The organism is Pseudodesulfovibrio portus, from assembly GCF_026000375.1.
Classification (GTDB): domain Bacteria; phylum Desulfobacterota; class Desulfovibrionia; order Desulfovibrionales; family Desulfovibrionaceae; genus Pseudodesulfovibrio; species Pseudodesulfovibrio portus.
The window spans coordinates 394,064-406,718 of sequence record NZ_AP026708.1; the positions used below are offsets into that span (position 1 = coordinate 394,064).

Annotated in this window: 9 protein-coding genes and 1 tRNA gene; 8 read left to right on the top strand and 2 right to left on the bottom strand. The window is 61.9% G+C overall.

Annotation, left to right across the window (positions count from 1 at the left end; translation table 11 throughout):
* The first annotated feature begins 27 nt into the window (after positions 1–27).
* From OO730_RS01985 to OO730_RS02010, 6 genes are all read left to right on the top strand, one after another.
* Positions 28–1,074: a hypothetical protein gene (locus OO730_RS01985; RefSeq protein ID WP_264982904.1), complete on the top strand. Its 1,047-nt coding sequence runs from the start codon at positions 28–30 to the stop codon at positions 1,072–1,074.
* An 82-nt stretch (positions 1,075–1,156) separates the two neighbouring features.
* Entirely contained in the window at positions 1,157–2,539 is a 1,383-nt protein-coding gene (locus OO730_RS01990; protein WP_264982905.1) for an MBL fold metallo-hydrolase, read from the top strand.
* A gap of 75 nt (positions 2,540–2,614) precedes the next feature.
* Positions 2,615–3,142 (top strand): DUF3750 domain-containing protein, encoded by a 528-nt coding sequence (locus OO730_RS01995; RefSeq protein ID WP_264982906.1) that lies wholly within the window; start codon positions 2,615–2,617, stop codon positions 3,140–3,142.
* Between the two features lie 334 nt (positions 3,143–3,476).
* Positions 3,477–6,989: a pyruvate:ferredoxin (flavodoxin) oxidoreductase gene (gene nifJ, locus OO730_RS02000; RefSeq protein ID WP_264982907.1), complete on the top strand. Its 3,513-nt coding sequence runs from the start codon at positions 3,477–3,479 to the stop codon at positions 6,987–6,989.
* 165 nt (positions 6,990–7,154) lie between these two features.
* Positions 7,155–7,514, top strand: coding sequence for a type II toxin-antitoxin system RelE/ParE family toxin (locus tag OO730_RS02005; protein ID WP_264982908.1), 360 nt, complete (start codon positions 7,155–7,157; stop codon positions 7,512–7,514).
* A complete protein-coding gene (locus OO730_RS02010) occupies positions 7,511–7,864 on the top strand; it encodes a helix-turn-helix domain-containing protein (RefSeq protein WP_264982909.1) in 354 nt (117 codons plus the stop codon). The genes OO730_RS02005 and OO730_RS02010 overlap by 4 nt, the downstream gene beginning before the upstream one ends.
* Before the next feature lie 239 nt (positions 7,865–8,103).
* On the opposite strand, the gene OO730_RS02015 is transcribed toward OO730_RS02010, so the two are convergent.
* Positions 8,104–8,179 (bottom strand) — tRNA-Lys (locus OO730_RS02015).
* Between the two features lie 194 nt (positions 8,180–8,373).
* On the opposite strand from OO730_RS02015, the gene OO730_RS02020 reads away from it, so the two are divergent.
* Together OO730_RS02020 and OO730_RS02025 are read left to right on the top strand one after the other, a co-directional pair.
* On the top strand, positions 8,374–10,116 hold the full coding sequence (locus tag OO730_RS02020; protein WP_264982910.1) for a protein-disulfide reductase DsbD family protein: 1,743 nt from the start codon (positions 8,374–8,376) through the stop codon (positions 10,114–10,116).
* 24 nt (positions 10,117–10,140) lie between these two features.
* Positions 10,141–11,337 carry an iron-containing alcohol dehydrogenase gene (locus tag OO730_RS02025; protein WP_264982911.1) on the top strand — a complete coding sequence of 399 codons (1,197 nt, stop codon included), beginning with the start codon at positions 10,141–10,143 and terminating at the stop codon, positions 11,335–11,337.
* A gap of 78 nt (positions 11,338–11,415) precedes the next feature.
* Here the strand turns inward: OO730_RS02025 and OO730_RS02030 are convergent, their stop codons facing one another.
* Entirely contained in the window at positions 11,416–12,639 is a 1,224-nt protein-coding gene (locus tag OO730_RS02030; RefSeq protein ID WP_264982912.1) for a M24 family metallopeptidase, read from the bottom strand.
* Positions 12,640–12,655 lie beyond the last annotated feature (16 nt).

Consider the following 12,655-nt stretch of genomic DNA (forward strand, 5'->3'; position numbering starts at 1 on the left):
TGATACCTTTCCCCCAGGAGAATCATAATGAAAGACCGCCGCACCGCCCTCATTCTCATTGCCGCCGCCGTCATGTTCGCTGTCGGCGCATATATGCTCTTCATCAAATCCGCCGACGAATCCCCGGTCGTCCGGGGCGAGGTGGTCCGGCCCGTGGAACAGCCGCCCAAGGCCCCCGGCTGGGTGAACGGGAAAAAAGAGGTCAAGCCCGACTATTCCTCGTCCGACGCCGCGCCCAGGGACGCCACTCCGCCGCCGGTGACCGTCGAAGAGCAGGCAGAAGAGCCTCAGGTCGTGGAGGTCGCCGAGGACAAGGTGGTCACGTTCACCTTCGTCGAATCACTGGCCGACTTCCTGCTCTACCGCTTCCAGCCCAAAGGACCCCAGGGCAAGCCTGAAACCCTGGCCTCGCCCATGGGACTGAACAAATACTTCGGCCGCGAGCTGGACGGGTTCGCCGCTTCCGGCGACGACATCAGGACGGCCAGGAAGTCCATCCTGGATTACGCCTTCACCCCGGCCATGCTGGACACCCTCTACTCCTTGTACGCCGACCCGTTCATGATCCATCTCGTGGACACGGCCATGAACCAGGAGCGCGAGTACGTGGTGGGCGACGCCAAGGAACGGCGCACCCTGACCACGGAAGAGGTCAAGGCCATGCTGCGCCTCGACAGCCGCCGCATCGAACGCACCGCCGACCTGTTCCGGGCCATGGGCGCGAACCCGGAGATCACGGACATGGCCGCACGCTACCGCCGCTCGGCCAAGGCGGTGGAGCGCGCCAATGAACAACTGCAGGACGCCATCGCCGCCGATGGGGACACCGCCAAGGCCGGTGAACGGCTCAAGGCCGCCATTCTCCAGCGGGAGCGGAACAAGGCCGAGATCATCACCACCCTCAAGCAGGTCTGCCATGCCTGTTCGGAGACCGAACTCTTCTACCTCTCCCAATGGGCCTACCGCCGCGTGGTCAACGGAAACGAGGACACGTTGAAGAGCTTTACCAAGGCCGCCGAAATCCTCGACGACCTTGCCATCCGTTTCACGGACAAGGCCAGTCAACTCGAATAGATGCTCACATGTGGTTGCCAGGCGTCTGCTTGATGGTTATCATTCTCATTAAAACCAAAAGAGCGTCATTAAGGAGACCGACATGTATTTCAAACAGATCACCACTCCCGGACTCGGTTGTTTCTCCTATGTCATCGGCTGCCCCGCCGCCGGTGAAATGATCGTCGTAGACCCCAAGCGCGACGTTCAGGATTACCTCGATATATCCCGCGAGGAAGGCATGAAGATAGTGCACGTCATCGACACGCACGTGCACGCCGACCACGTGTCCGGAGCCCAAGAACTCAAGTCCCATACCGGGGCCGACATCATGGTCTATGAGACCTCCCCGGTTTCGTACGAGTTCACCCCCCTCAAGGAAGGACAGAAGCTGACCGTGGGCAACGCGGCCCTGGAGGTCCTGCACACCCCCGGACACACCCCTGACGCCCTGTCGCTCCTGGTCACGGACCTGACGCGCGGCGACGAGCCCTGGATGCTGCTCACGGGCGACGTCCTGTTCGTCAACGACATCGGCCGTCCCGACCTGGTGGGCGGGGCCAAGCTGGACGAGCAGATCCAGAACCTCTGGAACACCCTGTACGTCAAATTCAAGCAATACCCGGACAGCCTGGAAGTCTTCCCGGCCCACGGCGCCGGTTCCCTGTGCGGACGCGGCATGAGCTCCAAACCCAGCTCCACCCTCGGGTTCGAGCGCCGCCACAACGCCATGCTCGGGTTCGACTCCTTCGAGGCCTTCCACCTGGCCATGAGCCAGGACTTCCCTGCCCGGCCCAAATCCTTCACCCACATCATCTCCACCAACGCGGGCGGCGCGCCGCTGCTGGAACGCTGCCCCATGGATCTGGCCATGGACCCTTACAAGTTCGAGGAAAAGATGCAGGACGGAGCCGTGGTCATCGACGTGCGAGACGCCGCAGCCTTTGCGGGCTATCACATCCCCGGCTCCCTGAACATCGGCTTCGAGGCGAGCCTGGCCAACTGGGTGGGCATGACCGTGGAGCCGGACGCCGACATCCTGCTGGTGGTCGATTCCAGGGACGATTACGACCGCATGCGCACGGAACTGCACCGGATCGGCTATGACCGCATCTACGGCTACCTGTCCGGCGGCATCCAGGCCTGGGTCTACAGCGGACGCCCCGTGGACCGGCTGACCGTGGACTCCGCCCAGGACCTGCAGAACATTCAGGCCGAAGGCAAGCCGATCAGCCTGATCGACGTGCGCACCCCCGGCGAATGGTCCTCCGGCAGAATCCCCGGCGCGAAGCACGTCCCCCTGGCCGATATCCTGGCCGGGAAATACGACCTGGACGAAAACGCGCACCATCTTCTGTATTGCGCGGCCGGATACCGCTCCAACATTGCGGCATCCTACCTGCAGAAACACGGCTACTGGGACGTGCACAGCCTGGCGGGCGGCTATCAGGCCTGGAACCGCGCAGGCTATTCCACGGAACGATAGCCCGTCGGCTGAGGCATCACAGGCCCCGCAAGCCGGGGCCTGTCGAAACCCGTATCGAGAACTCGAGGTGTGCCGATGAGAAAAGCATGGCTGAGCGCCCTGATCCTGCTTTGCCTGGCCGGCTGCGGCCCCAACGACTGGCGAACCGCCAGCAGGGAGTCGGCCGGCATAGCGCCCGACCCGGCCCTGACGCCCGAGGCCGTGATCCATGTCTATTCCGCCCCGGCCTGGGGATGGCGGGGATGGTTCGCGGTGCACACCTGGATCGCGACGAAGAAAGCCGACGACGGCAGCTACACCGTCTACGAGGTCATAGGCTGGCGGCAGAACCGGGGCTTGCCCGTGGTGCGCATTGAACGGGACGTGCCCGACCGCTACTGGTTCGGCGAACGGCCCAGGCTGTTGGCCGAATATCGAGGCCCCGCCGTCGAGCAGCTCGTCGAAAAAGTCGATCGGGCCGCAAAGTCCTACCCGTGGGGCGATACGTACAAGGCTTTCCCCGGGCCCAACAGCAACACGTTCACGGCCTGGGTACTGCAACAGATTCCCGAGCTCGACGTGAAATTGCCGTTTTCCGCCATCGGAAGCGGATTCGCAGGCTGAGCATTTCCCCGCCGTCCTCCGCAGACAAATCTGCCCTGCCGCGACACGTTCTTCGCGTCAACGATGTGAATAAAATCACAATAAAAACAGACCGATCACGGCGGCAATAATCGGTAAGCGGCAGAGTTTTTCCGGGGAACGGAAAGCAAAGGGGTTGACCCAGAGCACATAAACCGCGACAAAAAACCTATTCAAAAGTACGTGTACGCACGTACCAACCGTTGTGCAGCCCGGTGCCGAGTGGAGAGAGCCCTGGTGCGCAAAAATAATACTGGCAATCGAATCCAGAGATTATTGGTTGATACAGGTCCAATTCAAACCCTTGGAGAAAGAAATGCCCAAGAAAACGATGAAGACAATGGACGGCAATACCGCTGCCGCGCACGTGGCCTACGCCATGAGCGAGACAGCCGCCATCTATCCCATCACCCCTTCCACGCCCATGGGCGAAATCGCCGATGAATGGGCTGCACAGGGACGTAAAAACATTTTCGGCCAGACCGTACAGATCCGCCAGATGCAATCCGAAGCCGGCGCAGCGGGCGCAGTACACGGTTCCCTGGCCGGCGGCGCACTGACCTCCACGTTCACCGCCTCCCAGGGTCTGTTGCTCATGATCCCGAACATGTACAAGATTTCCGGTGAACTTCTGCCCGGCGTGTTCCACGTATCCGCCCGCGCCGTCGCCGCACACGCCCTGTCCATCTTCGGCGACCACCAGGACGTCATGGCCACCCGCCAGACCGGTTTTTCCATGCTCTTTTCCAACTCCGTACAGGAAGTCATGGACCTCTCCCTGGTCGCCCACGTCGCGGCCATCGAGTCCTCGATCCCCTTCATGTCCATCTTCGACGGTTTCCGCACCTCCCACGAAATCCAGAAGATCGCGGTCATCGACTATGAGGACATGAAACCGCTGGTGAACGAGAAGAAGCTGGCCGAATTCCGGGCCAAGGCCATGAACCCCGAACACCCGAACATTCGCGGAACGGCCCAGAACCCGGACATCTACTTCCAGGGCCGCGAGACCACCAACGCCTATTATGACGCCATCCCGGGCATCGTGGCCGACGCCATGAAGCAGGTCGGCAAGATCACCGGACGACGCTACAAGCTGTTCGACTACGTGGGCCACCCCAAGGCGGACCGCGTTATCATCGCCATGGGCTCCGCCTGTGAGGCCATCGAGGAGACGGTCAACTACCTCAACTCCACCGGCAAGAAGGTCGGCCTGATCAAGGTCCGCCTGTTCCGTCCGTTCTCGGTCAAGCACATGCTCCAGGTCATGCCCAAGACCGTCAAGAAGATCGCGGTGCTGGACCGCACCAAGGAACCCGGTTCCCTGGGCGATCCCCTCTACCTCGACATCTGCGCCGCCTATGCGGGCAAGAAGAACGCCCCGGTCATCGTGGGCGGCCGCTACGGGTTGGGCTCCAAGGACTTCACCCCGTCCCAGGCCAAGTCCGTCTACGAATCCCTGGCCCGTCCGCGTCACGGCTTCACCGTCGGCATCACCGACGACGTGACCCACACCTCCCTGTTCGACTGCGACTGCGTGGACACCACCCCCGAGGGCACGGTCCAGTGCAAGTTCTGGGGACTGGGCTCCGACGGCACGGTGGGCGCGAACAAGCAGGCCATCAAGATCATCGGCGACAACACCAAGATGTACGCGCAGGGCTACTTCGCCTACGACTCCAAGAAGTCCGGCGGCATCACCATCTCGCACCTGCGCTTCGGCAAGAAGCCCATCCAGTCCACGTACCTCATCAAGGACGCCGACTACATCGCCTGCCACAACCCGAGCTACGTCAACCAGTACGACCTGCTGGAAGGCATCAAGGACGGCGGCACCTTCGTGCTCAACTGTGCCTGGTCCGCCGACGAGATGGACGAAAGGCTGCCCGCCTCCATGCGGCGCACCATCGCCGAGAAAAGCCTGAAATTCTACACCGTGGACGCGGTGAAGATCGCGGGCGAAGTCGGCCTGGGCGGACGCATCAACATGGTCATGCAGACCGCGTTCTTCAAGCTGGCCGACGTCATCCCCTTCAAGAAGGCCGTTGCCCTGCTCAAGGGCGGCATCGAAGCCGCCTACGGCAAGAAGGGACCGAAGATCGTCGAGATGAACAACGCTGCCGTTGACAAGGCCGCCGACGCCATCGTGGAAATCCCGGTCCCGGCCGCCTGGAAGAAGCTCAAGGACGAAAAGGCCAAGGCCGTCAAGGAACCGGAATACGTGACCAAAGTCATGCGCCCGGTGCTGGCCCAAAAGGGCGACTCCCTGCCGGTATCCGTGTTCTCCCATGACGGCACCATGCCCGCAGCCACGGCCAAGTACGAGAAACGCGGCGTTGCCATCCTGGTCCCGGAATGGATCAAGGACAACTGCATCCAGTGCAACCAGTGCGCGTTCGTCTGTCCGCACTCCGCCCTGCGCCCGGTGCTGGCCACCGACGCGGAGATGAAGAAGGCGCCCAAGTCCTTCGAGACCCTCCCGGCCGCCGGCAAGGACGGCAAGGGGTTGAACTTCCGCCTCCAGGTCAACACCCTGGACTGCCAGGGCTGCGGCAACTGCGCCGACATCTGTCCGGCCAAGGAAAAGGCGCTGGTCATGAAGCCGCTGGCCTCCCAGACCGACCCGCAGGTACGCAACTTCGACTACTCCGAGAAGGTCACCTTCAAGGACGTCATGGAACGCGGCTCCCTCAAGGGCTCCCAGTTCCGCCAGTCACTCATGGAATTCTCCGGCGCCTGCGCCGGTTGCGGCGAGACCCCGTACGTCAAGGTCATCACCCAGCTCTTCGGTGAACGCATGATCGTGGCCAACGCCACGGGCTGCTCCTCCATCTGGGGCGCGTCCGCGCCGACCACGCCTTACTGCGTCAACGCCGACGGCGAAGGCCCGGCCTGGGGCAACTCCCTGTTCGAGGACGCCGCCGAGTTCGGCTTCGGCATCGAGATGGCCGTGGACCAGCGCCGCGTCCATCTGGTCAACCTGATCAAGGAAGCCACCAAAGCAGAGACCGGCGCGCTCAAGACCAAGCTCAACAAGTGGGTCAAGGTCAAGGACGATCCCGAGGAGTCCAAGAAGGCCGGCGAGGCCCTGAAAAAGGCCCTCAAGGGCACGCGCAAGACGCTGCTCAGGGAAATCGCGTCCATGTCCGACCTGTTCACCAAGCCCTCCATCTGGGTCTTCGGCGGCGACGGCTGGGCCTACGACATCGGTTACGGCGGCCTGGACCACGTCATTGCCTCCGGCAAGGACATCAACATCCTGGTCATGGATACCGAAGTCTACTCCAACACCGGCGGCCAGTCCTCCAAGGCCACGCCGCTGGGCTCCATCGCCAAGTTCGCCGCTGCGGGCAAGACCACGGGCAAGAAGGACCTGGGTCGCATGGCCATGACCTACGGCTACGTGTACGTGGCCTCGGTGGCCATGGGCGCCAACAAGAACCAGTTCCTCAAGGCGATCAAGGAGGCCGAGGCCTACCCCGGCCCGTCCATCGTCATCGCCTACGCCCCGTGCATCAACCAGGGCATCAAGAAGGGCATGGGCAAGACCCAGTTCGAACAGAAGCTGGCCGTTGATTCCGGCTACTGGCCGCTCTACCGCTTCAACCCCGAGCTGGCCGACGCGGGCCAGAACCCGTTCGTCCTGGAATCCAAGGCCCCGGACGGCACCCTGCAGGAGTTCCTGTCCGGCGAAAACCGCTACGCCATGCTGGAACGGTTCTACCCCGAGTTCTCCAAAGAGTACCGGGCCAAGATCGAGCAGGACTTCAACAAGCGCTACGAAAACCTCAAGCACATGGCCGAAGGCGGCTGCGAAGAGAAGAAGTAGCTCTGACGCACACAACCAAAAACAAAAGGCCGGGAGTTCTCTCCCGGCCTTTTTTGTGCATAATCAAAATTGGTATGGTGTCCCACCAATTTCAAATCTCAAAATCGCCAAATTTTATCACCATATTCTGTTGACACGATATGGTAAAATTACCATAGTATGCTCATGAAAGACGTGGAATGGCTCGGAGACTCGCTGGAAAACCTGAAAACGTTTCCACGGCAGGTATGCGGTCCTGTCGGTTATGCGCTCCAAGCCGTTCAAAACGGGGAAAAGCCGCTTAACGCCAAACCGCTCAAGGGGAAAGGCGTCAGCGGTGTATTCGAGATCGTGCAACGCCATGACACAAACACGTTCCGCGCGGTCTACATAGCCAAATTGAAGAACGCGGTGTATGTATTGCATTGTTTTCAAAAGAAATCGAAGACCGGCAAACAGACGCAACCCAAGGACATGGACCTCATCAAACAACGCCTCAAGGAAGCCCGTGAACGGGACAAGGAAATTGAGGGGGAAAAACAATGAACAAGAAACGGATCACCAAAAGCTCCGGCAATGTCTTCGCGGACATGGGGCTTCCCGATGCCGAGGAAATGTCCCTCAAAGCACAACTCGTCATCAACCTGCAACGGCTGATGAAGCTGCATTCCCTGACCCAAAGGGAAGTGGCCGAACGTGTCGGGACCGACCAGCCTTCCATCTCCAAAATACTGCGCGGCAACCTCGATCTGGTGTCCGTCGAGAAACTGCTTGCCTGGCACTCCGCGCTCGACCAGGAAGTGGACATAACCATCAGGGACAAATTCTCGCGCCGGGCAAACCCCAAGAACAAGCAGGGAAAGGTTTCTGTACAAGCCTGCTTCTGCCCTGCGTAGAGACATCGGGTGTAGCCTAGAAGCAGGACAGTGGCCCTCCTGAATCCGACTACATAAACAGGCCGGGAGTCATCTCCCGGCCTGTTTTTTGTGCACAATCGCGAACAAGCGCACATGCTTGCCACGAACCTGTGCGCCAGGTACATTTATAAAATGAATTCGGAGCGAATGCGCGTATTGATTGAAATTGACCGGGCACTAAAAAACCCCGCCATTTCTGACGGGGCTGATTTTTCGAGTGGTGGGTCACCAAGGAATCGAACCTTGAACCTCCGGATTAAGAGTCCGCTGCTCTGCCAATTGAGCTAGTGACCCACTCGGGCCGCACTTCCGTGCGACGGAGAGAATAACTATAAGTCGGACCGGGAAAAGTCAACTATTAATTTTCACTTTTTTCCAACTGGATCAAAATGCGATTGAACAACTTGTTTTTTCACTTCTTTTTTATACTTGCGTCGATACTTTCAGCAGTCCCGTCGCAAGCGCAAATCAAGCCCTCAAACCTGCCCATGGAGGTCGTGATCGAAGGGTTTTCCGTGCCTTCCGGAACCCTGGGCGACGACTCGGCGGAAGCCGTGGTCGTGACCGTGACCCTGAACATGGAAAAGGACTGGTACACCTACACCAACGTCACCGGCGAACTGGGCAAACCCACCCGGCTCAAGGCGACTGCGGCGGACGGCGCGAGGCTGGCCGTCTTCTATCCCGAAGGCACGGACAAGCCCGACCCCTTTGAACCGGATACCATGACCAAGGCCTACAAGAGCGGCACGAGGCTGTTTGCGCTTGTCCCGCGCGGCACGGTCGAACCGTTCCCGGTGAACATGAGGCTGGACCTGCTGCTGTGCCATCCCACCAAGTGTGTCCCGGCCCGGCTGAAACTGACCTACAAGGGGACCGATACCCCGGCCTCCCTCCCCGACGCCTCGGCCCAGCCCTGGTGGGACACCTTCAGCTCCCTCGCCCGCGCGCACCAGGCCGCAGCCGTAAAGCCGCCTTCAGCCGCCGCCACGGGGGAGATGCAGGCGGCCGTCATCGAATGGAAATTCGAGCCCACCTATCTCCAACCCGGCCTGGAGGTGCGCAGCCTGATCTCCGCCCTGCTCATGGGGCTGCTGGCCGGACTCATCCTGAACGTCATGCCGTGCGTGCTGCCCGTGGTCAGCCTCAAGCTCACGTCCCTGCTCGGTGCCGCCGACGGCAAGCACAAGAGCGACCAGTACCACGCCTTCCGCGAGCACAACGTCTTTTTCGTGCTCGGCGTGCTCACCTTCTTCCTCATCCTGGCCGTGGTCCTCGGAGCCACGGGCAAGGCCTGGGGCGCGCTCTTCCAGTACCGCTGGCTGGTACTCACCCTGGCCGGGATCATGGCCGCCCTGGGCGCATCCCTGTTCGGCCTGTTCCACCTGCCGGTCATCGACCTCAAGTTCGGCGCGAACCAGACCACCCCGCGCAGGCAGGCGTTCTTCACCGGCATGCTGACCACCCTGCTGGCCACACCGTGCTCCGGCCCGTTCCTGGGCGGCGTGCTCGGCTGGGCGCTCATCCAGGGGCCGCTGGTCATCGCCACGGTCTTCATTTCCATCGGCGTGGGCATGTCCTCGCCCTACCTGCTGCTCATCTTCAACCCGAAGCTGGCCCGCTTCCTGCCCAAGTCCGGGCCGTGGATCGAGTTTGTGGAAAAGGGCATCGGATTCTTCCTGCTTGGCACGGCCTTCTATCTCGTGTCCATCGCCTACGGCACCTGGACCCTGCGTTTCCTGGCCCCGCTGTGGGTGGTGCTGACCGGCGGCTGGCTCTGGTCCCGCACCAGTGCGACCGGCGCGTCCACCCGCTGGACGGTCCGGCTGGCGACGCTGGCCCTGCTGGCGGCATCCGTCATGTGGACCACCCCTGCCCCGCTCCAGGAAAACCCGTGGGAGGATTTCGACCCCGTGACGCTCAACCAGGCCCTGGGCAAGGACACCCTGTTCCTGGATTTCACCGCCGACTGGTGCCCCACCTGCAAGGTGCTGGAGGCCACGGTCATGACCGATGAAAACGTGACCCGCTGGAAAAACGAGCACGCCATCCGCTTCATAAAGGTGGACATGACCGAACGCGACGCCGAGGCCGAAGCCCTGCTCCTGGCCCTTGGCAGCCGGTCCATCCCCACCGCAGCCCTGTTCACCAAAAGCGACCCCGGAAAGCCGCTTGTCCTGCGCGACCTGTACACGGTCAAGCAGGTTGAAAATATCCTGAATACGCCTTAGGTAGACATCCAAAAAGGAGTCAATATGCTCAATTTCCAATATTTCATGCCCACCCGGATCGTCTTCGGTCCGGACACCCTGGACACCCTCGGTGACACTCCCCACCTGCCGCGCGGCAACAAGGCCATGATCGTCATCGGCAAGTCCGGGGCCATGGTCAAGAACGGCTACCTGTCCCGCGTCCAGTCCCTGCTGGCCAAACAGGACGTGCAGACCATCGTCTACGACAAGGTCGTGCCCAATCCCGAGTCCGATCAGGTGGACGAGGCCGCAGCCATCTGCCGCGAAAACGGCGTGAAGTTCGTGGTCGGGCTGGGCGGCGGCTCAACCATCGACTCGGCCAAATCCATCGCCACCATGGCCACCAACCCCGGCAAGTACTGGGACTACATGCAGTCCGGCACCGGCGGCGGGCAGACTCCCGCCAACGACGCCCTGCCCATCGTGGCCATCCCCACCACAGCCGGGACCGGCACCGAGGCCGACCCGTGGACCGTGATCACCAAATCCGGCACTGACGCGCGGGAAAAGGTCGGCTGGGGCAATGACGCCACCTTCCCGGCCCTGTCCATCGTGGACCCCAAGCTGATGCTCTCCGTTCCGCCCAGGCAGACCGCCTACACGGGCATGGACGCCTTCTTCCACGCCACCGAGGCGTATCTGGCAACCTGCCGCCAGCCCGCCAGCGACATGCTCGCCCTGGAGGCCGTCCACCTCATCGCCCACACCCTGCCCCAGGCCGTGGCAGAGCCCGACAACCTCGAAGCGCGCACCATCATGGCCTGGGCCTGCACCGCAGCCGGGTTGTGCGAATCCTATTCCTCCTGCATCTCCCATCACTCCCTGGAACACGCCCTGTCCGCCTTCCATCCCCATCTGCCCCACGGCGCGGGGCTGGTGCTCATCTCCAAGGCGTACTTCGGCTTCCTGGCCGCCCACGGCGAAGAGCGCCTCGGCGACCTCGCGCTGGCCATGGGCGACACCCTGGAGGAAAACCTGGAAGAGGAAGTTTCCGGCGTGGCCTTCCTGGACGCCCTGGACAATCTGATCACCGGCGTCGGCCTGGCCGACGAAAAGCTGTCCGACTACGGCGTGACGCGCGAGGAGATTCCGGCCCTGGCCGAAAACGCCCTGACCGTCATGGGCGCCCTGTTCGACATCACCCCGGTCCAGATGTCCATCGAGGACGTCATCGCCATCTACGAGGCCGCATACTCCTAGTCCCGAACCGTCCGAAACCGAAAAAAAGGCTCCCCTCGGGGAGCCTTTTTTTCATGCCAAATGCCCGGTCGGGAATCTCTATTCCACCGGCACCATGTCGTACTTGTCGCCGGAGATGCACCGGCAACCGTCAGCGGTGATCTCAAAGGTGTTCTCCACGCCCACCATGGCCACGCCCCGGATGGACTGCTTGGGCTCGAAGGCCATGACCATGCCCTGCTCCAGCGGTTGCGTGAACCCCTTGGCAATGGGCGGGAACTCGTCGATGGTCAGGCCGATGCCGTGGCCCACGAACGGGACCCGGTTCTCGTCGAGCCCCATGAATCCTTCGGCAAAGCCCTGCTTCCGCGCCTCCTCGACGCAGTGGACATACAACTCTTCGGGCGTGACGCCGGGCTTTGCCGTGGCGCACATCCAGTCCTGCAGACTGATGCAGAAGTCGTGCGCCCTGCGGATCTCGTCGGTCTTGGCAGACTCCGGCCCCGCAAAATAACCCTGCGTCTTGTCCGTATGATAGCCCTCGATCTGAAACCCGATGTCGAGCATGAGCGGTTCGCCCGGTTGCCAGACCTTGTTCTCATTGCCCATGAAGGCCGAGGCGGGGTGCTCGCCGCGCAGGCCGAGCGGCCCGTTGAAACCGCTGGGGTAGTTGCCTGAATCACCTGCGGCCACGTGCCCCAGGAAGCATTCCTCACCGTGGGCCTGCATGCGCAGGATGCCCATGTGCCCCTCCTCGAAAAACGTTTGCCAGGCCAGATGCGAAATCTCGCGCTCGTTCATTCCCGGCTTGATGCGGGTAGGCAGGACATCATACAGGCAGCGGTGGTGCTTGGCCCCGCATCGGCGCAGGATGTCCAGCTCGTATTCCGACTTGACCATCTTGGCGAGCGCCACGGCGTGATCGCCGGGAACGATTGTGTGCTCCTTGAGCTTGGCGGCCAGCATGTTCCCCAGCTGCCAGGTCAGCCCGGACATGACTGCGGCGATGGTCGGCGTAAACGGGCTGCCGGCGTCGGCGCACAGCCCGGCCAACTCCAAATAGGACTTGAAGGGATGAATGTGCTCGATCCCCGCTTCCAGCCGCGCCCTGTTGACGCCCTTGCGGATGAGCAGCACGGGCCGGCCGGACACGGGCAGCCAGAGCACGCCCTGGCCGTAGGTGCCGGTCAGGTAGTAGATGTTCAACCGGGAAAACACGAGGATGCCGCCCGCTTCCGGGGCCACGGTTTGCAGATGGGCGCGCACGCTGTCCCGGCGGCGCACGAGTTCTTGGTCGGGGATACGGGAAGTGGCTTCGAACATGGAGGCTCCTTTCGCT